This window comes from Micromonospora sp. MA102, assembly GCF_025460765.1.
Classification (GTDB): domain Bacteria; phylum Actinomycetota; class Actinomycetes; order Mycobacteriales; family Micromonosporaceae; genus Micromonospora; species Micromonospora halotolerans.
Genome location: NZ_JAMWEG010000004.1, coordinates 69,910 through 93,700, shown reverse-complemented (window position 1 = coordinate 93,700; position 23,791 = coordinate 69,910). Strand labels below are relative to the sequence as shown.

The 23,791-nt window shown below is 72.4% G+C and carries 22 protein-coding genes; 13 read left to right on the top strand and 9 right to left on the bottom strand.

The features are described 5' to 3' along the window. Nucleotides 1-6: 6 nt before the first annotated feature. Complete coding sequence (locus NFX44_RS10230) at nucleotides 7-2,298, bottom strand: esterase-like activity of phytase family protein (protein WP_262283266.1); 2,292 nt, start codon at nucleotides 2,296-2,298, stop codon at nucleotides 7-9. A gap of 135 nt (nucleotides 2,299-2,433) precedes the next feature. Between NFX44_RS10230 and NFX44_RS10225 the strand changes: the two genes are divergently transcribed. Together NFX44_RS10225 and NFX44_RS10220 are read left to right on the top strand one after the other, a co-directional pair. Continuing rightward, entirely contained in the window at nucleotides 2,434-2,952 is a 519-nt protein-coding gene (locus NFX44_RS10225) for a SigE family RNA polymerase sigma factor (protein ID WP_262283265.1), read from the top strand. A 6-nt stretch (nucleotides 2,953-2,958) separates the two neighbouring features. Further along, nucleotides 2,959-3,846: a hypothetical protein gene (locus NFX44_RS10220; RefSeq protein WP_262283264.1), complete on the top strand. Its 888-nt coding sequence runs from the start codon at nucleotides 2,959-2,961 to the stop codon at nucleotides 3,844-3,846. A gap of 69 nt (nucleotides 3,847-3,915) precedes the next feature. On the opposite strand, the gene NFX44_RS10215 is transcribed toward NFX44_RS10220, so the two are convergent. The 3 genes from NFX44_RS10215 to NFX44_RS10205 all read right to left on the bottom strand — a co-directional run bounded on the left by NFX44_RS10215 (nucleotide 3,916) and on the right by NFX44_RS10205 (nucleotide 5,817). Beyond that, nucleotides 3,916-5,025 (bottom strand): hypothetical protein, encoded by a 1,110-nt coding sequence (locus tag NFX44_RS10215; protein ID WP_262283263.1) that lies wholly within the window; start codon nucleotides 5,023-5,025, stop codon nucleotides 3,916-3,918. Nucleotides 5,026-5,120: 95 nt separating this feature from the next. Next, on the bottom strand, nucleotides 5,121-5,420 hold the full coding sequence (locus NFX44_RS10210) for a hypothetical protein (RefSeq protein ID WP_262283262.1): 300 nt from the start codon (nucleotides 5,418-5,420) through the stop codon (nucleotides 5,121-5,123). A 28-nt stretch (nucleotides 5,421-5,448) separates the two neighbouring features. Next, complete coding sequence (locus NFX44_RS10205; protein WP_262283261.1) at nucleotides 5,449-5,817, bottom strand: DUF4267 domain-containing protein; 369 nt, start codon at nucleotides 5,815-5,817, stop codon at nucleotides 5,449-5,451. An 88-nt stretch (nucleotides 5,818-5,905) separates the two neighbouring features. Between NFX44_RS10205 and NFX44_RS10200 the strand changes: the two genes are divergently transcribed. The 7 genes from NFX44_RS10200 (at nucleotide 5,906) to NFX44_RS10170 (ending at nucleotide 14,021) form a co-directional block, all read left to right on the top strand. Further along, a complete protein-coding gene (locus NFX44_RS10200; protein WP_262283260.1) occupies nucleotides 5,906-6,484 on the top strand; it encodes a TetR/AcrR family transcriptional regulator in 579 nt (192 codons plus the stop codon). Nucleotides 6,485-6,511: 27 nt separating this feature from the next. Then, on the top strand, nucleotides 6,512-7,249 hold the full coding sequence (locus NFX44_RS10195) for a TIGR03089 family protein (RefSeq protein WP_262283259.1): 738 nt from the start codon (nucleotides 6,512-6,514) through the stop codon (nucleotides 7,247-7,249). A 198-nt stretch (nucleotides 7,250-7,447) separates the two neighbouring features. Then, entirely contained in the window at nucleotides 7,448-8,365 is a 918-nt protein-coding gene (locus tag NFX44_RS10190; protein WP_262283258.1) for an alpha/beta fold hydrolase, read from the top strand. A gap of 67 nt (nucleotides 8,366-8,432) precedes the next feature. Beyond that, nucleotides 8,433-9,278, top strand: coding sequence for a patatin-like phospholipase family protein (locus NFX44_RS10185; protein WP_262283257.1), 846 nt, complete (start codon nucleotides 8,433-8,435; stop codon nucleotides 9,276-9,278). 254 nt (nucleotides 9,279-9,532) lie between these two features. Next, nucleotides 9,533-10,411, top strand: a complete 879-nt coding sequence (locus tag NFX44_RS10180) for a GNAT family N-acetyltransferase (RefSeq protein ID WP_262283256.1) — start codon at nucleotides 9,533-9,535, stop codon at nucleotides 10,409-10,411. A 455-nt stretch (nucleotides 10,412-10,866) separates the two neighbouring features. Continuing rightward, complete coding sequence (locus NFX44_RS10175; protein WP_262283255.1) at nucleotides 10,867-10,989, top strand: hypothetical protein; 123 nt, start codon at nucleotides 10,867-10,869, stop codon at nucleotides 10,987-10,989. Between the two features lie 125 nt (nucleotides 10,990-11,114). Beyond that, complete coding sequence (locus tag NFX44_RS10170) at nucleotides 11,115-14,021, top strand: hypothetical protein (protein WP_262283254.1); 2,907 nt, start codon at nucleotides 11,115-11,117, stop codon at nucleotides 14,019-14,021. 123 nt (nucleotides 14,022-14,144) lie between these two features. On the opposite strand, the gene NFX44_RS10165 is transcribed toward NFX44_RS10170, so the two are convergent. From NFX44_RS10165 to NFX44_RS10155, 3 genes are all read right to left on the bottom strand, one after another. Continuing rightward, nucleotides 14,145-14,966 (bottom strand): alpha/beta fold hydrolase, encoded by an 822-nt coding sequence (locus NFX44_RS10165; RefSeq protein ID WP_262283253.1) that lies wholly within the window; start codon nucleotides 14,964-14,966, stop codon nucleotides 14,145-14,147. 62 nt (nucleotides 14,967-15,028) lie between these two features. Then, nucleotides 15,029-15,841, bottom strand: a complete 813-nt coding sequence (locus NFX44_RS10160; RefSeq protein ID WP_262283252.1) for an alpha/beta hydrolase — start codon at nucleotides 15,839-15,841, stop codon at nucleotides 15,029-15,031. A gap of 137 nt (nucleotides 15,842-15,978) precedes the next feature. Then, nucleotides 15,979-17,658 (bottom strand): DNA repair helicase XPB, encoded by a 1,680-nt coding sequence (locus NFX44_RS10155; protein WP_262283251.1) that lies wholly within the window; start codon nucleotides 17,656-17,658, stop codon nucleotides 15,979-15,981. 175 nt (nucleotides 17,659-17,833) lie between these two features. Between NFX44_RS10155 and NFX44_RS10150 the strand changes: the two genes are divergently transcribed. Both NFX44_RS10150 and NFX44_RS10145 read left to right on the top strand, forming a co-directional pair. Beyond that, the gene (locus NFX44_RS10150; protein ID WP_262283250.1) at nucleotides 17,834-18,697 is read left to right on the top strand and encodes a L,D-transpeptidase family protein; all 864 of its coding nucleotides are present in this window, start codon (nucleotides 17,834-17,836) and stop codon (nucleotides 18,695-18,697) included. A gap of 113 nt (nucleotides 18,698-18,810) precedes the next feature. Then, nucleotides 18,811-19,047, top strand: a complete 237-nt coding sequence (locus tag NFX44_RS10145; protein ID WP_262283560.1) for a hypothetical protein — start codon at nucleotides 18,811-18,813, stop codon at nucleotides 19,045-19,047. Here NFX44_RS10145 and NFX44_RS10140 read toward each other — a convergent pair. Continuing rightward, nucleotides 19,044-21,515 (bottom strand): helicase C-terminal domain-containing protein, encoded by a 2,472-nt coding sequence (locus tag NFX44_RS10140; RefSeq protein ID WP_262283249.1) that lies wholly within the window; start codon nucleotides 21,513-21,515, stop codon nucleotides 19,044-19,046. The genes NFX44_RS10145 and NFX44_RS10140 overlap by 4 nt on opposite strands. A gap of 84 nt (nucleotides 21,516-21,599) precedes the next feature. On the opposite strand from NFX44_RS10140, the gene NFX44_RS10135 reads away from it, so the two are divergent. Further along, entirely contained in the window at nucleotides 21,600-22,223 is a 624-nt protein-coding gene (locus tag NFX44_RS10135; protein WP_262283248.1) for an HAD family hydrolase, read from the top strand. Between the two features lie 28 nt (nucleotides 22,224-22,251). Beyond that, complete coding sequence (locus NFX44_RS10130) at nucleotides 22,252-22,638, top strand: cold-shock protein (protein WP_262283247.1); 387 nt, start codon at nucleotides 22,252-22,254, stop codon at nucleotides 22,636-22,638. On the opposite strand, the gene NFX44_RS10125 is transcribed toward NFX44_RS10130, so the two are convergent. After that, nucleotides 22,599-23,429 carry a 1,4-dihydroxy-6-naphthoate synthase gene (locus NFX44_RS10125; RefSeq protein WP_091261034.1) on the bottom strand — a complete coding sequence of 277 codons (831 nt, stop codon included), beginning with the start codon at nucleotides 23,427-23,429 and terminating at the stop codon, nucleotides 22,599-22,601. The genes NFX44_RS10130 and NFX44_RS10125 overlap by 40 nt on opposite strands. Nucleotides 23,430-23,791 lie beyond the last annotated feature (362 nt).

Genomic DNA, 23,791 nt, shown 5'->3' with positions numbered 1-23,791 from the left:
CGCGGGTCAGCGGCGGCCGAAGACCTGCCGGCTGGTGCCGAGCCGCAGGAACACCGTCTCGCCGGTGGCGTCCTGGACCGCGTCGTTGTCGGTGATCGCGTACACCTGGCCGTCGCCGGCCACGGTCAGGCCCTCCAGCTTCTCCTGGGTCCAGCCGTGCGTGGCGCGCAGCGCCGGCAGCACGTCGACCGCGAGGGTCTTCGGCAGCACGGGGAGCGTGCCGGGCGCGGCGGCCGCGTCGGGCAGCGGCACCGTGTAGACCCGCTTCAGGGCGGCGGCCGGGCCGTTCAGCTTGTCCCGCTCGATGACGGCGAGCCGGTCACCGACCACCGTGATCTCGGACAGCCCGATCCAGTCACCCGGAACGGTGGTGCCGTTCAGCCGGTAGCCGAACCAGCTCCAGGTGCCCGCCGCGACGTCGTACCGGCCCAGCCGGACGGTCCCGGCCGGGTCGGTGGACAGCTCGCGCTGCACCGCCACCCAGACGACCTCCCGGCCGTGCCGGTCGGTGCTGGCCGTGACGCCTTCCAGGCCCTGCTTGCCCAGGCCGGCGGCCACCTCGGCCGGCAGCGGCACGACCTGCCGGGTCACCCCGGCGGCGTCCAGCCGGACCAGCTTGTTCTCCGGTCCCTTGGCACCCTCGACGGCCAGCCAGAAGCCGCCCTGCGGGCGGGCGAAGATGCCCTCGGCGTCGTAGCCGACCGGCTGGCCGCCGGCGTCCCGGACGGGCAGCGCGGCGGTGACCACGGCCGGGTTGCGCTGCGCGTCGACGGTCAGGATCCGGGTCTGCGCGTACGCCGCGTCGGTGACGCTGTAGAGCTGGTGCGGCTTGCCGGGCACCGCGCTCAACGCGCCGAGCGCGCCCCAGCCGATCGGCGCGCCACCCGCCCCGGTGGCGGAGACGACGCTCGGGAAGCCGGGTGTACCGCGGCCCAGCTGGAAGAGCGAGACCGAGGCGCGCACGCCCACCGAGGCGTCGTCCTCCTCGCTGGAGACCGCGAGCAGCCCGCGCGACGGGATGGGCAGCAGCCCCTCCGGCCCGTTGGTGGTGGGCAGCACCTGCCGGAACACCGGCGTCGTGGGGTTGCTCAGGTCGTAGACGGCGACGAAGTTGCTCCGCTCCGACCCGACGAACGCGTAGCGGACACCCTCGTACTCGGCGACGGCCACGCCCTCCGGCTCGGTGCCCTTCTTGCCGGCCCGGTCCTCGTTGTGCAGCCCGTAGGTGACGGCGAGCCGCTCGAAGGTGTTGCCGGCGTCCCAGGCGACCGCGCCGGTGCGGCTGTCGAAGACCGACCAACCGCGGGTGCCGCCCCGCCAGTCGCCCTCGTTGGCCGTCGCCAGGTACCGGTCGTCGGTCCAGGCCACCGCGTCCGGCTCGCGCGGCACGTCGGTGATGCCGCCGGTCAGGTCGATGGTGCCGTCCTTGACTGTGTCGATCCCGCTGATCGTCGCGGTGCCCGCCGAGAAGACCTTGGTGATCCGTCCGGTCGGCAGGTCGACGAGGGCGACGCCGTTGTTCTCCTGGAGGGTCACGGCCAGCTGGTTGCGGCCGTTGATCGAGACGTACTCCGGTTCGGGGTCGGTCGGCGCGGCGAGCCCGGCCTGGACCAGGGCGGGCAGCGCGGTGCCACCCGGTCCGGTCAGCGGCACGGGCCGCAGCCGCCAGCCGGCCGGCGCGGCGCCGGTCAGGTCGACGATCTGCACGAAGCCGCCGGGGAGCTGGGGCAGGTCGCCCTCCTCGCCGCCGGGCGGGGTGGCCTCCTCGTCGCGCTCGTTCTCGATGGCGATGGCGGCGTAGCGGCTGTCCTTGCTGATGGCGATCGAGTCGGGCTGGCCACCGAGGTCGAGGCTGCGGACCCGGGTGCGGGTGGCCAGCTCGATCACGTCCAGCCGGCCGGACGGCTCGGTGTAGCTGCGGCTGGTGTTGACCACCACCAGCACGTACCCGCCGACCACGGCCACCGAGGTGGGCTCGTCCTCGGCGTCGCCGAGCTGGGCCAGGGAGAGGGTGCCGAGGCCGCGCGGCTGGTCGGCGCGGGAGATGTCGAGGAAGCCGATCCGGCGCGCCAGCGCGTCGGTGTAGATCAGGGTGCGGCCGTCCGGGCTGACCGCCGAGATCTCGGCGACGGTCGGGGACGCGGGGTCCTCGCCGGCCGGCCGGTTCTGGAAGACCGGGTACGTGGCGACCCGGTCGAAGGCGACCGGCCCGCCCGGGTGGTGCCCGCCGGCCGACGCCGGGGTGACGACGGCCAGGCCGGCGACCGCCACGCCGGCGGCGATGAGTGCTCTTCTCACTGTCAAGGACTTCCTCCGTAGGTCGTGCCCCGACGGAGGCTGGCACCCGTGGAGGAGCATCAGCTTGCGCAGACGTGAACAACTGACGAAGGGCGCCCGTGACAACCTTCTGTGCCACCGCCACGTGTTAGGGGCGTGACCGACCAAACCCAACCACTGTCCGCGGCGGACCGGTCGTACGTCGCCTTCGTCGAGGTGGCCTGGCAGCGACATATCCGGCTGGCCATGCTGCTGGCCGGGGACCGGTGGCGGGCCGAGGAACTGCTCCAGGACAGCCTGGTCAAGGTGTACGAGCGGTGGCGGCGGCTGTCCCAGCTCGACGACCCGCACGCCTACCTGCGCCGCGCCCTGGTCAACAACCACACGTCCGGTTGGCGACGGCGCCGCCGCGAGAGCCTCGTCGCGGACATCCCCGAGCGGGCCGCCCCGGTCGGCGATGCCGGCCCCGACGCCGTCGTCCTGCGCCGGGCGCTGATGTCGCTACCCGCGAAGCAGCGTGCCGTGGTGGTGCTCCGCCACTACGAGGACCTGACCGAGCGCGAGGTCGCCCGGCTGCTGGGTTGCTCGGTGGGCACCGTCAAGAGCCAGAACGCCCGGGCGCTGGACAAGCTTCGCCACTTTCTCAACGAACCCTCCCACACGGTAAGCAGGTGATCAGTCATGAACACGCTCGATGAGCGGCTCGCCAACCGGCTGCACGACATCGTCGACGGCGAGTCGGGCTCCGTACCCCCGGTGGGTGCGCTGCTGGAACGCGGCCGGCGGGCACGCCGCCGCCGGACGACCACGATGGTCGGTGCGACGTGCGCGCTGCTGGCGCTGGGCGTCGCCACCGCCGCGACCGTGGCGACGGCGACGGCGCCGGCGCGTCCCGGCGTCACCGCTGAGGCGCCGCCGCCGGCGCCGGCCTCGCCGGCGATCAAGCTGGTCTCGGCCGTGACGGCCAGCGAGAACATCAGCTACCGGCTGCGGCTGACCAACTCGGGGCCGCAGGGGCTCACGTACGAGGGCGCGTTCGACCCGAGGACGGCCACCGGGTACGTGCGCGTGGCGCAGGACGACTCCGTCATGACCGAGCTGCTGATCAACGGCACCCGGTACGAGGGCGCGGAACCCCCGCGGGGCAAGCTGCCGGCCGACAAGGAGGGGCCGGGCGAGACGTACGGCCGCTACGGCCAGTACCCGGGCAGGTATGACCGGCTGTCCCTCTACGGCGACGGGAACAGTGTCCTGGGCGCTGCGGCACCCGACCCGGCGGCCCTGTTCGAGGCGCTCAAGAGCGCGAACGCGACCATCGCGGAGAAGCCGGACGGGACGCTGCACTTCGAGTACGCGACGTCGGAGCAGGTCGGGTCGACCACCACGGCCGGTGACGTCACGCTCGACCGTGACGGCCGGATCGCGAAGGTGGACCTCACCGGCACCTGGCAGACGACGGCGAAGGGCCGGCTCGACAAGGGCACGTTCAGCTCGACGCTCGAACTCTTCGACTACGGCGTCACGGTGACGGTGAAGCGCCCGACCGACGTCGTCAAGGTCAAGCAGTAGCCGGTCTTCCCACCGGCGACGAGCTGCCCGCGACCCGAACGGTTGCGGGCAGCTCGGCTGTCGTCCGGGTCAGCGTGCGGGCGCGTGTACCGGTGACGAGGGCGCCCGTAGCCGCCACGCGGCGCCGCCGATCAGGGCAAGGACGATCACGCTGATCGCCACGTCACCCACGAGGGCCGCCGCTGGCGTCGCCGGGGCATAGGTGGGCACGCCGTACGCGTACGCGGCCGCGACGAGCAGGCTGGCCGAGGCGGCCGCGAGCACGTGCCGCTGTCCCCAGCCGGGTCGGCGGGACCAGCGCACGAGCAGCACGGCGGCGACGGCCGCCAGCCCCAGCGCGAGCCCGATGCCCGGCCAGGCCGGCAGCAGCCCCGCGCCGGCGTACGCGACGGCCACGACGAGCCCGACCCGGACCGGGCGCGGCGCGGGCGAGCTGACGGGTTGCGGCTGGTCCGGCGCGGTCGGGGTGTGCGAGGTGAGGGGGCCCGGCCGGTGCGGGGCGGCGGTGGCGGCGGGTGCCGGCCGGGGTGGCGCCGGCGCGGTGGCGACGGCGGCCGGTCGCGGGCGGTGCCGCAGGGCGGCGGCGATCAGTGCCAGGGCCACCGTGGCGGCGAACGCCAGCTGTCCCGGAGCGGCCAGGAAGTTCTTCCGGCCGCCGTCGTCGGCGAAGACCAGGAGGCTGCCGCCCAGCCAGAGCAGGGCGACCACGACCAGGCCGGGCCGGCCCAGCCACGGCCGGAGCCGCCGGTCCGCGCCCAGGCAGGACTCGACGAGCGCGATCGGCCCGCAGATGCTCAACGCCACGTGGTTGCCCAGGTAGTCGACCGCCTGCCGGGCGCTGAACCCGAGGCCGGGCACCATCGTCGCCTCGGCGACGCGCTGGGTGTCGGCGAACTCGGTGTCGGCGAGGAAACCCGGGTTGAACAGCGACTGGTCCACCAGGCCGGCCTGGACCACGCCGAACGCGGCGGCGAGCGCCACGATCCCCGGCCAGCGGAGGCCGAACCGCCGGGCCGTCTCGCGGATCAGCAGGGCGGCGCCCCCGTACATCGGGGCGAGCACGAGCACCACGAACGGCATGCCGGCGAGGGTGAAGCCGCCCCAGGAACACTCGGCGGCCCACGGGGCGAGCAGCAGGAGCGCGATGGCGGGCGGAAGGCTGCGGCGCTTGGCTGTCATGGCCGTACCGTGCCTGGCCTGCCCGGACCACCGAAACGGCCATCGGCCGACGGACCCGCGACCAAAGTCGACGGTCGCGGGTCCGGTCGTCGGTGTCAGCGACGGGCGGCGTCCCAGGCGTCACTGCTCCGGAAGTACGTGTCGTACAGCTCCTGCACCTCCAGCAGTTGCGCGGTGCCGTCGAGCAGGTAGAACAGCTCGGCGGAGTTGCCGTGGTGGTGCGGCCGGGCGCCGTCCGCGCCGTCGGTGAGGGTGACCCGCTGGGTGGAGAGGGCCCCGCCGGTGGCGCTGCTGTCGGCGAGCAGCCGGATCGTGGTGGGGGCGCGGCCCACCACCTCGACGTCCGCGTCACGGACGATGACGGACCGGTCGAAGTCGGGCGTGATCAGGGACATCGCGCTACTCCTGTCGTGGCGGTGTGGGTCAGAGGGCGAACAGCAGGACGGCGTTGAGCAGGACGACCACGGCGGTGGCGAAGTGGACGCCGAAGGCGACGGCCTTCCGGCCGTGGCGCAGCACGATGAGGGTGTCGCCCAGCGGGTTGATCGCGACGATCAGCATGTACCAGGCGACCGCCTCGGCGTTGGTGAAGGCGATCAGCGCGAGGCCGAGCAGGCCGTAGCTGAGGTCGCGCAGGCCCTTGATCGTGAGGTAGGCGGGGTCCTCGTCCGGCTTGACCGGGACGCCGTAGCCGGCGGCCGAGGCCTGCGGCGCCAGGAGGAACCGGGCGCCGATGAAGACGCAGAAGAGGCTGAGGACGACGGCGAGCCCGTAGGCGATGGCGCTGAGCATGTCTGACTCCGAATGCTAGCAGTGCTAGATGTGAGAGCGACGCTAACAGAGCATCGGCAGATTGGCTAGCGGTGCTAGAGTTCCGGTCATGTCGATTCAGGCGCGGCGGGAACGGGAGCGGGCCGAACGGGAGCGGGCGATCATCGCCGCGGCCCGGGAACTGGCCGAGTCGGAGGGCTGGGACGCGGTCACCACCCGCCGGCTCGCCGCCGAGATCGAATACAGCCAGCCCGTCCTCTACAGCCACTTCAAGGGCAAGGACGCCATCATGGCGGCGGTCGCCGTCGAGGGCAGCGGCGAACTGGCCGTCGAACTCGCCGCCGCCCGGGCCGCCGCCACCGACCCGCGGCAGGCGGTGGCCGGCATCGCCACGGCGTACGCCGAGTTCGCCGAGCGCCGGCCCGCGCTCTACGACGCGATATTCATCCTCCCCACCAGCCTGCCCTTCGCCAGCCAGGACGTGCCGGTCGAGCTCGCCCGGGCCTTCGCCGAGCTGGCCGAGACGCTGCGCCCCTTCGCCGGTGACGACGACCTGGAGACGTTCACCGAGACCTTCTGGAGCGGGATGCACGGGCTGGTCACGCTGATGCGCACCGGCCGGCTGCGGCGGGAGCAGCACGAGCGGCGGCTGGCCCTCCTGGTCGACCGGTTCACCCGGCTAGGGTGAGCTGACCGCCAGGGAGGAGTGCACCCGATGGCCGACCACGCACCCGTCGTCGTCGCGACCGACGAGCCGCTGCTCAGCTACCTCGACGGTGCCACCGGCGAGCGCACCGACCTCACCGCGCAGCAGTTGGGCGCGTGGGCGGCCCGCAGCGCCGGGCTGCTCCGGGACGGCTGCGGGCTGCGCCCCGGTGACCGGGTCGCCGTGCTGCTGCCGCCGCACTGGCGCACCGCGGCCGTGCTCATCGGGGCCTGGTCGGTCGGGTTGGCGGTCTCGTTCCGGCCCCGGGCCCTGGCCGGCCTGGCGGTCCTCGAACCCGGCGCCGACCTGCCGTACGACGCCGTGTTCGTCACCCCGGAGCGGCTCGACGACTGGCTGGAGGACGTACCCGAGGGGACGCACCGCTACCTCGTGGGCACCGGCCCCGGCCCGCTGGACGAGGTGCCGCCGGGCTGGTTGGACTGGTCGACGGAGGTGCTCCGGCACCCCGAGATCGCTCCCGACCTGGGCGCTCTCCGCCCTACCGATCCGGCCAGCCCGGACGGCACCAGCTACGGCGAGTGGGGCGCGGTGGCCCGGGAGTACGCCCAGCAGCTCGACCTGCGCGCCGGCGACCGGCTCCTGGTCGACGTGGCCGAACACGAGCAGCCGCTGAAGTGGCTGCTCGCGCCCCTCGTCGCCGGAGCGTCGGTGGTGCTGTGCGCCAACCTCGACCCGGCCGACCGCGACGCCCGCCTCACCGGGGAGCGGGTCACCCGGGTGCTGTGACCCTGGGTGGTGGTGTGACCGGGTGGATCATGCGGGCGATCGCCGCGCGGAGCGCGCCGGCGCGCCGCTGCCCAGCGGAGCGGGCGATCCTAGCCATCCCGGGTCGCCGGGGCTCGCCTTCTCCGGGAACGCCTCCGGCGGCCCTCGCCGGGCCCTACCGTGCAGACGTCGGCGGGGCGAGCACGAGGAGCGGCCGGTATGAACGCCAGCGGATCGTCAACGTTGTTCACCGACCTGCGGCAGGTCGACGCCGGTGTGCTGAACGTCGGGTACGTCGACGCCGGGCCGCCGGACGGTCCGGTGGTGCTCCTGCTGCACGGATGGCCGTACGACATCCACAGCTTCGCCGAGGTCGTCCCCCGGTTGACGGCGGCCGGCCACCGGGTCCTCGTGCCGCACCTGCGGGGGTACGGCACGACACGGCTCCGGTCCGCCGACACCATGCGCAACGGCCAGCCGGCGGCCCTGGCCCTCGACGCCGTGGCGTTCCTGGACGCTCTCGGGGTGCCGAAGGCGACCCTCGCCGGGTTCGACTGGGGCGCCCGCACGGCCGACATCCTCGCCGCGCTGTGGCCGGAGCGCTGCCAGGGCCTCGTCTCGGTGAGCGGCTACCTGATCGCCGGCCAGGAATCGGGGCGCGCACCGCTCCCGCCCCAGGCCGAGCTCTCCTGGTGGTACCAGTTCTACTTCGCCACCGACCGCGGCCGCGACGGGTACGCGAAGAACCTCGACAGCTTCGTCAAGCTGATCTGGCGGACGGCGTCCCCGAAGTGGGCCTTCGACGACGAGACGTTCAACCGGAGCGCGTCCTCCCTGCACAACCCCGACCACGTCGACGTCGTCATCCACAACTACCGCTGGCGCCTCGGCCTCGCCGCCGGCGAGCCGCAGTACGACGAGGTGGAGGCGAAGCTGGCCGCCAACCCGAGCATCGAGGTGCCCACCATCACCCTCGAAGGCGACGCGAACGGCGCACCGCACCTCGACCCCTCCGTGTACGCGGGACGCTTCTCCGGCCGGTACGAGCACCGGACCGTGAGTGGCGGCGTCGGGCACAACCTTCCGCAGGAGGCGCCGCAGGCGTTCGCCGACGCGGTGTTGCAGGTCGCGACCTGACCCGCTGAGGCGTCCGTCACGGATCACGGGGATCCGCCGTGCCCGCCCGCTGTGCAAGGCTGCGATCATGACGAACGCACTCGTACTCGCCGGTGGTGGCGTGGCCGGGATTGCCTGGGAGCTGGGCGTCCTGCGCGGGATCGCCGACGCCGATCCCACCCTCGCCGACCGGATCCTCGCCGCCGACCTGGTCGTGGGCACCTCCGCCGGCTCCGCGGTCGCCGCGCAGATCACCAGCGGCGTCGCGCTCGACGACCTGTACGCGGCCCAGCTCCGACCCGAGACCGCCGAGATCGAGGTCGACGTCAACACGGAGAAGCTCTTCGCCGACTACGCCGCCGCGCTGACCGGCGTGTCCGGGCCGCAGGAAGCCCGCCGCCGCTTCGGCGAGATCGCCCTCGCCGCGCGGACCGTCGACCCGGCCCGCAGGCTCGCCGCGATCGACGCCCGGCTCCCCGTGAAGCAGTGGCCCGACCGGCGACTGCTGCTGCCCGCGGTCGATGCCGAAACCGGTGACGAGGCGATCTTCACCCGCGAGTCCGGCGTGACCCTGCGCGACGCCGTCGCCGCCAGCTGCGCGGTGCCCGGCATCTGGCCGCCCGTCGCGATCGGCGACCGCCGCTACGTCGACGGCGGCGTACGGTCCATGACCAACGCCGACCTGGCCGCCGGGGCCGACCACGTGCTGATCATCCAGCCGACCCTCGAAGACACCCCGCAGCCGTGGGGCGACCTGGACGCCGAAATCGCCGCGCTCGGCCCGGCCAGTGTCTACGTGATCAGCGCCGACCAGGCGTCCGTGGACGCGTTCGGCACCAACGCGCTGTCGCCGGCGACTCGCGCGGCGTCCGCCCGCGCCGGTCGGGCCGTCGGTGCGGCCCACGCGGCCGCCGTCGCGGCCGGCTGGAACTGACGCGTCCTGACGCCGCCGCAGGCGGGGCCGTAACGTGCCGCAGGCGTTCGCCGGACGCTGTTGCAGGTCGCGAACTGGCCCCCGAAATCGTCGACGCTGGCGTCGGTCGGCACGGTCACCGGCTGCTTCGAGGTCGCCATGCGCCGATGCTCGCGGGCCGGTACGACACCGAATCTGGTTGACACCCGCCCGGGGCGCGGTGCCTACTGCCTGCCGAGCCTTGTCGCCGGCTGGTAACCGGTCGGTGGTAGGAGATGACGGGGGTAGGGATGGCCGGGACGGACGCGCTGACCTGGAAGGAGTTCGGCGAGGAACACCTACCGGAGCTGACCCGGCTGGCCGAAGACTGCCTCGCCGCCGATGGTGGGCTGCCGCTGTTCGCCGGTGCCCCGCTGGTGCGGGCGCGGCTGCTCCAGACGCGTACCCTCGGCGCCTGGCACGGCGGCGGCCTGGTCGCGGCCGTGGGGGCCGGCCTCGGCGGGCAGCCGGCCACCAGCACCGGCCTGGTGCATCCGGACTGGCGGGCGCGAGGCCTCGGCGGGCGGCTGCTGAGCTGGGCGGAGGCGCAGGCGGGCGACGCGGACCTGCTGGTGACCACCGAGTCGTGGAGCGTGGGCGCGGACGCGCTGTTCACGGCGCGCGGCTACGAGCGGACCTTCACCGAGTGGGTGCAGCGGCACGACCTCGGCGTGCTTCCGGAGGTCGCCCGGCCCGTCGACGTGACCACCGAGCCGGTGATGCTCGGGCCCGAGCTGTTCGAGACCTACCGGGCGTCGTTCGCCGACCGGCCCGGCTTCGCCTCGCCCACCGCCGAGGAGTGGCTGGGTGAGCTGGGGGAGGACGACGAGTACCGGCCGGACCTGTCGCTCATCGCGCGCGATCCCGACGGTGGCGCAGTCGGCTTCGTCAACGTCATCGACAACTGGGTCGACCAGGTCGGTGTGATCCCCGGGTGGCGGGGCCGGCGGGTCGGGGCGTATCTGGTGGCCTGCGCGCTGCGGGGCCTGGCGGCGGATGGGGCGCGAGAGGTGTGGCTCTGCGTCAACGACAACAACCCGGCGGCGGGGCTGTACCGACAGCTCGGGTTCCAGGACTTTGGCCGGCGGGCCCGCTACCTGCGCCGCCGTTCGTAGCCCCGGGCGCGCTCGGCCTTTATGGAGGCCGAGCGCGCTGGCGGTTCTTGTCTTCACCGGACGGGTGGTCCGGGGTGTCGGGCTTACTGGAAGATGCGGCCGGGCCGGGTGGCCTTTGCCTTGGTGATCAGAGAGTCTCCCCGTCTACGGCGCACCTGGATGGTCTTTGTCGCCCGTTTGATCGGGGTGAGAATTCTGTCCTTCATCGCGTGCCTCTCTTCTCCCGTGGGTCAGATCGGAGATGGCGCTTCCGCAACAGAGCGTCTCCCCGCCCTGCCTCCAGTCCGCGTACCCGCTGGGACAGCCGCCATTCCGCCACCACCGGCCGGCTGCGTCGGTCGTGATCAGCGGCGGGTGAGCCAGGGCGCGCGGCGCGCAGGGCGAGGCGTGGTCGACCGGTAGGGCGCAGCGGGCAGTGGGCGGTCACAGAAGCGGCAACGTTCCACGAGCTCGGCATGACCTTCTACGAATGGCGCACCAACCCCAGCAGCTTCATCGCGGCGTTCACCAGCATCATCGGCAGCACCCCGGGTCGGTACCAGGCCAACCGCCGGAGCGCGACGTGTCCGGGCAGGTGATGGTGGGCCGGTTGGCGGGTCGCGGATGACCCGAATCGCCTACGCGCCGCGTTGCCGTCTCTCGATACGCTCCGGGCGACTCGATGGCGACGCACGCCATCAACAACGGGGGGAGGGGCATCGTCGTGCGCGCACGAAGATTGCTTGCCGCGCCACTGAGCATTGTGCTCGGTGTCGGCCTGATCAGTGTCAACGCCAGTCCGGCGCAGGCTTACGAGTGGCGGGACGTCAGCAAGTCCGGCTGGGCCTACACGGACTCCCAGCAGCCGAACAAGTCGTTCGTCAACCCCTCCGGGGATGCGCCGATCGGCGCCTGGACGGATGCGGCCGGCACCAAACACAAGTCCCGGTCCTACTTCACGTTCGACGTCTCGCGCTTCCGTAAGACCATCATCCACAAGGCAGACCTGGTCATCGCGGAGCGGTCGGCGGCGGACTGCGCGACGGCCCAGCCGGTCGAGCTGTGGCGCACCGATCCGATCAAGTCGACGACGAGCTGGGATTCGGCGCCGCGCCGTCGCGAGTTGCTCGGCACCGTCCAGGCCGGCGGGGAGGCCACCTGCCCCGGCTATCTGGCCTGGGACATCATGCCCGCCCTCCAGAAGCTGGCGAATCAGAACGACCAGACGCTGACCGTCGAGATCCGGGTGCCGCAGGGCTACGAGAGCAAGCTCTCCCACGGCCGGAAGCTCCGCCCGTTCCCGGTCATCCACACCGAGACGAACCACGCGCCGACGGTGGGTCAGATCGGCCTCGAGTTCCCCTCCTGGGCCTGCGGGACCACGGAGAAGCCGCAGCCCGTGGGGCCGCGCTACTACAGCCTGATGGTCAAGGGCGCGGACGCGGACGCTAACGACTTCGACTACAACGGGCAGTTCGCCGCCTGGCCGGTCGGCCACGAGGACCAGCGTGCCGAGCAGTTCGGGTCGAGTTACGGGGGCGCGTTCTCGAAGGTCGACTGGGACATGTCGCAGTACCCGGACGGCACCGTGGTGGCCTGGACCGCCCGCGCGTACGACGGTCACGACTTCTCGGCGTGGGCCAAGCCGTGCTACGTGAAGGTGGACGCGCAGCGACCGGCCACGCCCGTGATCACCTCGACGAAGTACCCGAACGACGGTGAGCCGCACGGCGGTTCCGGAGTACCGGGGACGTTCACGTTCAAGGCGAACGGGTCGCCCGACGTGGTCGGCTACTACTGGGGGCGCTACGGCGAGACGTACAACTACATCCCCGCGCCCGCGCCCGGTGCGGACGTCACGCTCGAATACACCCCGACGTCGTTCTACGAGTCGCTGAGCGTGCGCAGCGTGGACAGCGCGTCGAACTCCTCCGAGACGACGCAGTACGAGTTCTTCGTGAAGTCCACGGCACCCGAGGTGCGGGTGACGGTGGGTGGTGTCGGGCTGCCGAGCAAGCTGGCCATCTCCACCAACGTCGAGGGGGTCACCGAGTTCGGCTACCGGATCGGTGACGACAACGAGGTCCGGGTGCCGGCGGACGCCGACGGCACTACCGACGTCCCGGTGGTGTTCACCCAGGCGGGCATCGTCAAGGTCCAGGTACGCAGCTACGTCGGCAGCGAGTTCGTCGGCGGGCACACCGAGGACGTCTCGGTCCGCGACACGCCGACCGTGGAGTCGGCCGACTTCGCCTTCCCGGACCACGACGGGGTGGTGGACCGTGCAGGAAGCTTCACCTTCCGGCCCGGCCGGACCGGCGTGGTGGCGTACGAGTACACGTTCGGCAACGACGAGCTTCGGCGCATCGACGCGGCGGCGGACGGCACCGCGGTGCTGCAGTGGACGCCGACCGAGCCGGGCTGGTACACGCTGAACGTGCGCAGCATCAGCGCCGACGGCACCGTCTCCGAGGTCGAGCAGTACCAGTTCAACGTCATCGACACCAAGCCGACGGTCTACTCCAGCACCTACTACGAGTACGGCGCCTGGGGCGGCGTGGGCATCCCCGGCGAGTTCAACTTCGACACCGCGATGCCGGACGTGGACGCCTACCTCTACCGCCTCAACGACGGGCCCGAGCAGACCGTGGACCCGGAGTACAGCTGGGCTCGGGTGACGCTCGCCCCGGACCACTCCGGCAGCAACACGCTGACGGTGCGTACCCGGTTCCTGGACGGGTCGTTCTCGCCGACGCGGACCTACACGTTCGAGGTCAGCGACGCGCCGGTGGTGACGTCCAGCGACTACCCGGAGAACGACGCCGCCGGCCAGCCCGGCCAGGCGGGCCGGTTCACCTTCAACCCGGGCCGCTCCGACGTGACGGAGTACCGCTACGTGCTGGAGTACAGCGGCGAGGAGCAGGTCGTGGCCGCCGGCGCGGACGGTAAGGCCACGGTCGAGATCACGCCGACGCACTCCGGGTACACCCTGTTGACGGTCACCAGCCGGGCGGCCGACGGGACGGTCAGCCCCGAGCGCCGGTACTACTTCCGGGTCCGCGACCCGCGGGTGAACGTGAGCAGCGCGTACGACGAGTACAGCCCGCGGGGCGGGATCGGCGCGGTCGGCAGGTTCGGGGTCTACACCGAGATCAGCGAGGTGACGGCCTTCGAGTACCAGCTCAACGGCGGCGCCTGGCAGAGCGTGCCGAAGACGCCCGACGCGCTGGTCACCGACATCTCGGTGACCATGGACCGCAACGGCGCGAATGTCTTCTCGGTACGCGGCCGCACGGCGGCGGGCGAGTACACGCCGCAGACCGACTACCCGTTCCTGGTCGGCACGGCACCGCAGGTCACGTCGGACACCTACCCGGCCGGCCAGTGGTCCGGTGGGGTGGGCGTGGCGGGGAACTTCACCTTCACCCAGGGCAGCCCGGGCGTGGTCGAGTTCGAGTACACCGTCGACGACGGGCAGCCGGTGACGGTGGCGGCGAACGCCGCCGGGGTCGCCACGGTGACCTACACGCCGACGTCGGTCAGCTCGCACACCATGGCGGTGCGCGGACGGACCGCCGACGGGGTGTGGACAGACACCACGAGCTACTACTTCCTGGTCGACTTCTCCTGACCGGGGTCGACACGGTGGGCCGTCCCGAGCGGGGCGGCCCACCGTGCTACGCGGGCGGCTCAGTCAATGGTGGGACACCAGGCCAGCGACGTGTTCGGGAGCCCAAAGGTTGTGTCGCCCCGGTCAGCTCTTCAGGAACGCGAGCAGATCATTGTTGACCTGGTCCTGGAGTGTGGACGTGATGCCGTGTGGCGCGCCCGGGTAGTAGATGTCCTTGGCGTTCGCGATGAGCTGGGCGGTCTTCTTCGCCGAGTCCTTGACCGGGACGATCTGGTCGTCCTCGCCGTGCAGCACCAGGGTGGGGATGTCGAACTTGGCGAGGTCGTCGCGGAAGTCCGTCTCGGAGAACGCCTTGATGCTCTCGTACGCGTTCCACAGGCCGGCCTGCATGCTCCACAGCCAGAACTGGTCGAGGATCCCCTTCGAGACCTTCGCCCCCTGCCGGTTGGCGCCGTAGAACATCTGCGCCAGGTCCTGGTAGAACTGCGACCGGTCCTTCAGCAGGTTGGCGCGCATCTCGTCGAAGACGGCGATAGGCAGGCCCTCGGGGTTGTCCGGCGTCTGCACCATGATCGGCGGCACGGCGGAGATGAGGACGGCTTTCGCGACCCGCCCCGTCCCGTGGCGGCCGATGTAGCGCGCGACCTCACCACCGCCGGTCGAGTGCCCGATCAGCGTGGCGTCGGTCAGGTCGAGCGCCTCGATGACCGCCGCGAGGTCGTCGGCGTAGCCGTTCATGTCGTTGCCGGCGGAGGCCTGGCTGGACCGGCCGTGACCACGGCGGTCGTGCGCGACGACCCGGAAACCTTTCTGCACGAGGAAGAGCATCTGCCCGTCCCACGCGTCCGCGTTCAGCGGCCAGCCGTGGGAGAAGGTGACAACCGGGCCCGCACCCCAGTCCTTGTAGTAGATCTCGGTGCCGTCCTTGGCGGTGATGTAGCTCATGCCGCTGTCCTTCCGCTTCGTCATGGTGGGCTTGCCGGCCGATGTGTCTGATGCGGATGTCCTCAGGCGCCGGTCGCGGCCGGCCAGCCGGCGTGCTCCACGGCCCAGGCCAGGACGTCGTCGGCGACCTTCTCCCACCCCTTCTGCGCGGGCAGCAGGTGTCCCATGCCTTCGTATTCCTTGATCTCGGTGATGGTCTTCGAGGACTTGTAGTGCTTGGCGTTGGACCGCTGCACGCTCGGGGGCATGAGGTGGTCCTCGCTGCCGGAGACGAACAGCAGCGGTGCCCGGCTGTCGTTGTGGTAGTCGACGTGGATGTCCTGCGGGCCGGGCTGAAAGTTGGCCAGCACGCTGTCCCACAGGATCCGCCCGGATGCCGGGACGTGATACCGCTGGTAGAGCCCGAGGGACTCTTCCTCGGTGAAGGTGTTGCCAAATGTGTACTTCCACTGCTCGGGCGTCAGGCCGACTGCCTTGTGCCGGTTCGCAGGGTTCTTCAGCACGGGGAACGTCGACTTGAGCTGGGACGGCGGGGTGACGAGCACGCCCTCCGTCGCCGCGGAGTTGATCGCCACGCCAGCGGCGCCGATTCCATGGTCCAGCAGGACCTGCGTGAACGCACCGCCCGCAGAGTGGCCGATGATGATCGGCGGCTCGTCGAGGGCGCCGACCACCGACTCCAGGTGCGAGATGATCGCCGGGGTCGTCACCTCCGCGATGGGCGTCGGGTCGGCGTTGAGCGCCTCGACCTCCACCTCGAACCCTGGATAGGCGGGCGCGATGACGTGGTAGCCGGCCCGTTGGTAGCGGTCGATCCAGTGTTCCCAGCTGCGCGGGGTCACCCAGAAGCCGTGGACGAGAACGATCGTCTTCATGCGCGGGCGGCCTTTCGGCGAGGTCTTCGATCTGCTGAGTTACACCAATTAGACCGAATTGCTCGCCGAGATGTGACCGAAACGGATCAGGCGGCGCTGGTGAACGGCAGCACGCCGAGCGGACTTGCGCGAGTCAGTCAGTCGATCGTCGGCAGCTTCGGGCCGAGCACGTCGTCCGCGTCCACGATGGTGTACGCGTACCCCTGCTCGGCCAGGAACCGCTGCCGGTGCGCCGCGTACTCGGTGTCGATCGTGTCCCGGGACACCACCGTGTAGAAGTGCGCCTGCCGCCCGTCCGCCTTGGGCCGCAGCACCCGCCCCAACCGCTGCGCCTCCTCCTGCCGCGACCCGAAGGTCCCGGACACCTGGATGGCGACGGCAGCCTCGGGCAGGTCGATGGAGAAGTTCCCGACCTTCGAGATGACCAGCGTCTTCACCTCACCCGACCGGAACGCGTCGAACAGCCGCTCGCGCTCCTTGTTGGTGGTCGACCCCTGCACGATGGGCGCGTCGAGATACTCACCGAGCTGGTGCAACTGGTCGATGTACCCGCCGATCACCAGCACCTGCTCGTCCGGGTGCCGCTGCACCAGCGCCCGCACCACCGGCAACTTCGTCCGCGCCGTGGCCGCCATCCGGTAGCGCTCCTCGGCCTCGGCCGTCGCGTACGCCATCCGCTCCGCGTCGGTCAGCGTGACTCGGACCTCGACGCATTCAGCCGGCGCGATCCAGCCCTGCGACTCAATGTCCTTCCACGGCGCGTCGTACCGCTTCGGGCCGATCAGGCTGAACACGTCGCCCTCACGGCCGTCCTCGCGTACCAGAGTCGCCGTGAGGCCGAGCCGGCGGCGGGCCTGGAGGTCCGCGGTGAACCGGAAGATCGGCGCGGGCAGCAGGTGCACCTCGTCGTAGACGACCAGGCCCCAGTCGCGGGCGCCGAACAGGTCGAGGTGGGTGAACGCGCCCTTCTTGCGGGAGGTGAGCACCTGGTACGTGGCGATGGTGACCGGGCGGATCTCCTTGCGCTCGCCCGAGTACTCGCCGATCTCGTCCTCGGTGAGCGACGTGCGGGCGATCAGCTCGCGCTTCCACTGCCGGCCGGCCACCGTGTTGGTGACCAGGATCAGCGTGGTGGCCTTGGCCTCGGCCATGGCCGCCGCCCCGACGAGGGTCTTGCCGGCGCCGCACGGGAGCACGACCACGCCGGAGCCGCCGGCCCAGAACGCCTCGACGGCCTCCCGCTGGTACGACCGCAGGGTCCACGGCTTGCCGCCGTCCTTGCCGGCCTCGGCCAGCTCGATCGGGTGCGCCTCGCCGTCCACGTAGCCGGCCAGGTCCTCGGCCGGCCAGCCGAGCTTGAGCAGCGCCTGCTTGAGCCGGCCGCGCTCGGAGGGGTGCACCTGGATGGTGTCGTCGTCCAGCTTCGGGCCGAGCATGCCGGCGAGCTTCTTGCTCTTGGCGACCTCGATGAGCACCAGGCGGTCCAGCGCGCGGAGCACCAGGCCGTGGGCCGGGTCGTTGGCGAGCTGGAGCCGGCCGTACCGGTCCATCGTCTCGGCCACGTCGACCAGCAGCGCGTGCGGCACCGGGTAGCGCGAGTACTTGATCAGCGTGTCCACCACGCCCTCGGCGTCGTGGCCGGCGGCCCGGGCGTTCCACAGCCCCAGTGGGGTGAGCCGGTAGGTGTGCACGTGCTCGGGGGAGCGCTCCAACTCGGCGAAGGGCGCGATGGCCATCCGGCACGCCTGGGCGTCGGGGTGGTCGATCTCCAGCAGCAGGGTCTTGTCCGACTGCACGATCAGTGGTCCACCGCTCACGCCAGCGTCCTCTCCTTGTGCCGGAAATTCTCGCCCGCACGGCAGCTGACCTGCCGAAGGCGGACCATCCAGTGTTGCACGCCGACGGGTGTCCGGAAAAAGTCTCGCCGGACAGGCAACGGCACACACCTCCCGCACGTCTAGCAAGCGGGACAACTGTCCAGGGGGAGGGCCCATGAAGCGTGTCCGTTTCGCCGCCCGGGCCGTCGGCCTGGCAGTGGTCGTGCTGGTCGGCGTCGGTGCGTGCGCGCTCGATCCGCAGGGCGACGGGTCCGGGGCCGCCGCCCCGCGGCCCGTCGGCGTGACGGAACGGGCATCGGGGGCGAGCGCGCCGCCCGCGCCGGAACAGCCGGCCGTGTCCCCGTCGACGCAGCCGAGCCGGACGGCCACGCCGAAGCCCAGCCGCACCACGCCGAAGCCGGCCACGCCGAGCCCGTCCAAGTCCGCCGGCTGCCCGCAGGGGGAGCAGCAGCGGGCCGTGGAGACGTACCTGAGCCGGCTGGGCGGTTTCGGGACGCTGAGCGTGGACGGTGAGCAGTCGGCCGCCGACTGCACCGCGATCAAGAAGTTCCAGAGCCGGTACGGGATCAGCCCGGCCTCCGGTCGCGCCGGACCCACCACGTACGACGTGGCGAAGCGGCTGGCCAGCACCGACACGCGGCGCTGCCGGGCCGGCTCCGGCACCACCTTCTGCGTCGACCTCACCCGGCAGACCGTCTGGGCGATGCGTGGCGGCAAGGTGGTCATGGGCCCGACGGTGACCCGCACCGGCATGGCCGGCTACGCCACCCCGTCCGGCACCTACTCGGTCGGTGGGAAGAACATGCGCGAGTGGTCCAACCCGTACGAGGTGTGGCTGCCCTACTGGCAGCGGTTCAACGGCGGGATCGGATTCCACGAGACCACGACCTACCTGCACAACTCCTCGATCGGCTCGCACGGCTGCGTGAACCTGCTGCACCGCGACGCCGTGCGGCTCTGGGAGCTGGGCTCGGTCGGCACCCGGGTGGTCGTCTTCGGCCGCCGGCCCGGCACCTGATACCCGACCGGACGTGACCTCCCGCCCGGTTCAGGGTTTTATCCCCTGTCCGGGTGACCCCCTCCGGTGCCACGCTGGAGGTCAGGTCCACCACGGGGCGGGAGGGACTGGAGATGACCGTCGACCACGACGTGCTTCCCGAGGACGACCGGGCACACCAGCAGGAGGTCTCACCGGCGGCCCTGGTCGGCTACGCGGCCGCCGCCACCGGCATCTTCGGCTGGTTCCTGTTCGGGCTGCTGGTGCAGCGGCAGGGCTTCGTCGACTCCGTCGGCGAGTCGGCCGGCGCCGCGTTCGCCCTGCTGCTCGCCGTGTCGGTGGTCGGCACCCTGCGCCGCAACGGGGACTAGTCCTCCAGCACCGCCGCGGTGATCCGGTGCAGCGCGAAGGTGTGCAGCATCTCGGTGCGATCGTCCTCGGCGCGCAGGTAGCCGGCCCCGATCGAGACCGGCCGGACCAGCCGGGACGCGGTCGCCCCGTGCGCGTCGACGTAGCCGACCCAGACCAGCGCCTTGTCCCGCACCGCCTGCTGAAGCACGGCGAGCGCGTCGCTGTGGGTGTGTGCCGGCCCCGGGCCGGTGCGCGCCGTCCCGCCGCGGACCACCGCCGGGGCCCGCCGCGCCGCCCGGGCCGCCGCGTCGCCCCGGCGGATCTGCTCGACCACCCCGAGCAGCCGCGGCATCGGCAGCCGCGGCGCCGCCAGCGGGTCGAGGCTGCGGCTGGTCGCCGGCACCCGGGCCGGCGCCCGCCGGGTCTTCGGCCGGGCCAGCACGGCCGCGCCGCCGGCGTCCTCGGCCACCGGCGCGTAGCCGGCGTCGCGCAGCGCGGTCAGCATCCGGTTCACCTGGTACGGGGTGACGAGCACCGTCGGGGCCAGCCGGCGCAACGCCAGCGACTCCAGCCGCTTGTCGGACAGCACCTCGGTGAGCAGCGCCTCGTCGTCGCTGCGCACGTAGCCGCCCGCCGACCCGACCCGCAGCCCGCCGTGCTTGCGCGCCACGTCGTCCACCAGGTAGCTCATGCCCTGCGGCACCGGGGTACGCGACCGGCGGCGGAACAGCGCGTGCAGGTCGTCGGCCGAGTAGCCGGCGTCCAGGGCTCGTCGCACGCTGGCCGTGGTGACCCGGTAGACGCTCGCCCCACCGGCCGACTCGTGCTCCGCCACCACGTCCAGCTCGGCGGCGAGCGCCGGGTCGGGCGGGCCGGGTACCACGACGGTCAGGTCGGCCTGCACGAGGAAGTGGTCGACCGGGGCGGGGAGCAGCGCGTCCAGCGCCCGGACGGCGGTGGACGGCTCGCCCGACTCGCTCTCGGAGTACAGCCCGAGCGGGTCGTCGGCCCGCTCGTCGGCGTCGTTCAGCTCGGCGAGCAGCAGCCGCCCGTACGAGGTCAGCGCGCCCAGCCCGGTCACCCCGAGCTGGGCCGCCTCGGCCAGCACCTCGCGGTGTGCCCCCTCCCGGCCCCGGGCGCGGCGCGGCGCCCGCCAGTCCAGCAGCTCCAGCACCTGGTCGGGGGTCGGGGCGGTCGCCGGCGGCAGGTCGGCCAGCACGGCGAGCACCGAGCGCCGGGTCGCCGGCGCGCCGGCCCGTTCCGCCTCGGCGGAGAGCACCGCGATCGGCCGGTCCCGGTCGTCGCGCTGGCCGATCAGGCCCACCTGGCGGGTCATGGTCAGCCAGGCCCGGGCGAGCTGCTCCCAGCGCTGGGCCAGCGAGGCGGCCCGCCACACCTCGTACCCGCCGGTGGGCAGGATCTGCTGGTCGCCTCCGTACCGGCTGGTGGCCGACCCGGTCAGGTCCAGCTCGCCGACCAGCCCGGCCGCGTACGCCACCTCGAAGATCAGCGCGGTGGTCGGGTCGTCCAGCCCCAGGCCGCGGGCCAGCCGGCGCAGGTCCCGGACACCCACGCCGCCGGAGCGCAGCACCGGGGCGGGCTCGGCGGCCAGGGCCTCCAGGAGCGCCTCGGTGTGCCGGACCACCTCCATGGTCTGCCCGGCGCCGGCCGAGTCGACGGACTTGGCCTCCCGCGGCGGGCTCGACACCTCGGGCGGGCTGGTGCGCAGCGGGCCGAGCGGGCCGGTGTCCCGGCGCAGCAGCAGCCCCACCTCGCGGGGCAGCTCGACGGTGCCGCCGCCCTTGACGGCCGACATCCGGACGAGCAGCCGGTGCTCCACCAGCCAGCGGATCGGGGAGCCGGTGGCTGCCCCGCCGTTCACCAGGTCCGGCGGAAGGATGTCCTCCTCGCCGGTGGCGGGGGCCTCCAGTGCGCCCGCGGGCACGGTGCCGACCGGCGGGCCGGCGGCGAGCCGGTCCAGGATCGCCCGGGCCGAGGGCGGCGCGGCCAGCAGCGTCCGCCGCAGCTTCGCCGGGTCCGTGCACACGGCCGCCGTCCGGGGATCCAGCTCCGCGGCCGGTCGGCCCAGGCCCGCCAGGTACGGGGACACCTCGTCGACGCCGCCCACCACGTGCAGGTCGTGTTCCGGCCCGTACAGCAGGAAGAGCGCGCGGAGCCGGTCCACCGCGCCGCGGACCGCGGTCGGGGCGGGCGGGTGTGGGCCGGAGGTGGCCAGGGCCAGGATGGCCTCGGTGGCGGTGCCGCCGCCCTCCGGGTCCCGGGTGAGCCGGGCGGCGTCCAGGATCTGGAGGGTGAACTGGTCCAGCCCGTCGAGCGCCCGCGCCACGGAGACCCGCGACTGGGCGCGGATGGCGAGGGCGGAGACGTCTGCCGGCACGGGCACGACGAGGTCCGGCCGCAGCTGGAGGAGGGCGGCCAGGGACTCGTCGGGAAGGGTCCGCAGGTGGTCGGCGAATGAGGTGGTCATCGTCGTTCCACGCTAGCCCGGCCGGGGGCTTTCCCGCCCCTCGGACGTCCGCCTCGGTCCGGGTTGGGCGGGTACGTTCTCGGCATGCCCCCACTGATGGTCGGATTCGACCTCGACATGACCCTAGTCGACTCGCGCCCCGGCATCGCGGCCGCCTACCGGGCACTGACCGCGCGGACCGGCGTGCCCGTCGACGCCGACCTGGCGGTCTCCCGCCTCGGGCCGCCGCTGCGCACCGAGATCGCGCACTGGTTCCCGCCGGAGCAGGTCGAAGAGGCGGTGACCGCGTACCGCGAGCTCTATCCGGCGTACGCGATCACCCCGACCCTGCCGATGCCCGGCGCGGAGGCCGCGATCCGGGCGGTGCACGAGCGCGGCGGCCGGGTCATGGTGGTGACCTCCAAGATCGGCCGGCTGGCGAAGCTGCACCTGGACCACCTCGGCCTGGCCGTCGACGAGCTGGCCGGGGACCTGTTCGCGGAGGAGAAGGCGACCGCGCTGCGGGAGCACGGCGCCACCCTCTACGTGGGCGACCACGTGGCCGACATGGCCGCCGCGCAAGCTGCGGGAATCCCGGGCGTGGGAGTGGCGACCGGCCCCTGCTCCAGGGACGAGCTGAGCGCTGCCGGAGCGCACGTCGTGCTGGATGATCTCACTGGATTCCCGGCGGCGCTGGACCGGATCATCGGGCTAGCCTTGGAGGGGTAGAGGTTCCGAGCGAAGCAGGGGTTTTCAGGTGCCGACGGGTCGAGTGAAGTGGTATGACGCGGCCAAGGGATACGGGTTCGTCACCAGTGACGAGGGTGGCGACGTGTTCCTGCCGAAGGGCGTGCTACCGGCGGGTGTCACCGACCTGAAGGGCGGCCAGCGGGTCGATTTCAGCGTGGTGGACAGCCGGCGGGGCGCTCAGGCGATGGGGGTCAAGCTGCTGGAGGCGCCGCCGTCGGTGGCGGAGCTGCGCCGCCGACCGGCCGAGGAGCTGCACGGCCTGGTCGAAGACATGATCAAGGTGCTGGAGGCGAAGGTCCAGCCGGACCTGCGCCGGGGCCGCTTCCCTGACCGGAAGACCGCGCAGAAGATCGCTCAGCTGGTCCACGCGGTGGCGCGCGAGCTGGAGGTCTGAGGGACGAGCCCGGCGTCGGCGGCCCGGCCCAGCAGCGCCTCCACGGCGGCGAAACCGGCCTCTCCGAGGTCGGCGGTGAACTCGTTGACGTAGAGGCCGATGTGCCGGTCCACCACGTCGGGCTCCATCTCCTGCGCGTGCGCCAGCACGTACTCCCGGCTGGCCTCCGGGTCGGCCCACGCCTGCCGGACCGACTCGCGGATCCAGGCCGCCGCCTCGACGGGGTCGACCGCGCCCTTGCGGGCCAGGATCGCGCCGAGCGGGATCGGCAGGCCGGTGTCGCCCTCCCACCACTCGCCCAGGTCGACCAGGGCGGTCAGCCCGTGCCGCGGGTAGGTGAAGCGCGCCTCGTGGATCACCAGCCCGGCGTCGTACCGCCCGGCCGCCACCCCCGGCATGATCTCGTGGAACGGCACGACCTCGATCCGGGCCGGCGCCTGATCCGCCGCCCAGAGCCGGAACAGCAGGTACGCCGTGGTCCGCTCACCCGGCACCGCCACCGTCGCGCCGGATAGGTCGGTCCGGTCGCCCCGGGTGAGCACCAGCGGGCCGCAGCCCCGGCCCAGCGCGCCCCCGCAGGGCAGCAGGTGGTAGTCGTCGAGCAGCCACGGCAGCGCCGCGTAGCTCACCTTCACCAGGTCGAACGCTCCGCGCTCGGCCGCGGTGTTGGTGACGTCGACGTCGGCGTAGGTCACCTCGACCGCCGGTGCGCCGGGGACCCGGCCGTGCACGAGGGCGTCGAAGACGAACGTGTCGTTGGGGCAGGGCGAGATCGCGAGGGAGAGCGCCACACCCCCACCGTAACCCCGCCCGGTTGTGGCCCCGTCAGCGTGGTCGGGTGGATGCGCGCCCGGCCACTTCCGACGCGACGGGGTCGCCTGCAGATCGTCGCTGCCTGTCGAGGTGATGTCGGGAACGACTCGGCGGTGGGTGACGGGAACGAGTCGTCATCAGTGACTGGTGTACCAGTGACATCGTCACCGACTCAGCTCGGCAAGCTGAGTGGGGTCCTCCTGCCTCGCGAGGACGCCAGCGACCTGGCTCGCGCTCCCGCCGGCGACCTGGCTCGCGCTCCGCCAGCGACTTGGCTCGCGCTCCGCCAGCGACTTGGCTCGCGCTCCCGCCGGTGCCTGCGACATCACCAACGACTCAG

Coding starts and splice junctions, on each gene's coding strand:
- NFX44_RS10220 (WP_262283264.1), top strand. CDS start 2,959: ATGAACACGCTCGATGAGCGGCTCGCCAACCGGCTGCACGACATCGTC.
- NFX44_RS10140 (WP_262283249.1), bottom strand. CDS start 21,515: ATGACCACCTCATTCGCCGACCACCTGCGGACCCTTCCCGACGAGTCC.
- NFX44_RS10145 (WP_262283560.1), top strand. CDS start 18,811: ATGACCGTCGACCACGACGTGCTTCCCGAGGACGACCGGGCACACCAG.
- NFX44_RS10185 (WP_262283257.1), top strand. CDS start 8,433: ATGACGAACGCACTCGTACTCGCCGGTGGTGGCGTGGCCGGGATTGCC.
- NFX44_RS10175 (WP_262283255.1), top strand. CDS start 10,867: ATGACCTTCTACGAATGGCGCACCAACCCCAGCAGCTTCATCGCGGCG.
- NFX44_RS10215 (WP_262283263.1), bottom strand. CDS start 5,025: ATGACAGCCAAGCGCCGCAGCCTTCCGCCCGCCATCGCGCTCCTGCTG.
- NFX44_RS10210 (WP_262283262.1), bottom strand. CDS start 5,420: ATGTCCCTGATCACGCCCGACTTCGACCGGTCCGTCATCGTCCGTGAC.
- NFX44_RS10165 (WP_262283253.1), bottom strand. CDS start 14,966: ATGAGCTACATCACCGCCAAGGACGGCACCGAGATCTACTACAAGGAC.
- NFX44_RS10160 (WP_262283252.1), bottom strand. CDS start 15,841: ATGAAGACGATCGTTCTCGTCCACGGCTTCTGGGTGACCCCGCGCAGC.
- NFX44_RS10135 (WP_262283248.1), top strand. CDS start 21,600: ATGCCCCCACTGATGGTCGGATTCGACCTCGACATGACCCTAGTCGAC.
- NFX44_RS10190 (WP_262283258.1), top strand. CDS start 7,448: ATGAACGCCAGCGGATCGTCAACGTTGTTCACCGACCTGCGGCAGGTC.
- NFX44_RS10200 (WP_262283260.1), top strand. CDS start 5,906: ATGTCGATTCAGGCGCGGCGGGAACGGGAGCGGGCCGAACGGGAGCGG.
- NFX44_RS10150 (WP_262283250.1), top strand. CDS start 17,834: ATGAAGCGTGTCCGTTTCGCCGCCCGGGCCGTCGGCCTGGCAGTGGTC.
- NFX44_RS10205 (WP_262283261.1), bottom strand. CDS start 5,817: ATGCTCAGCGCCATCGCCTACGGGCTCGCCGTCGTCCTCAGCCTCTTC.
- NFX44_RS10195 (WP_262283259.1), top strand. CDS start 6,512: ATGGCCGACCACGCACCCGTCGTCGTCGCGACCGACGAGCCGCTGCTC.
- NFX44_RS10180 (WP_262283256.1), top strand. CDS start 9,533: ATGACGGGGGTAGGGATGGCCGGGACGGACGCGCTGACCTGGAAGGAG.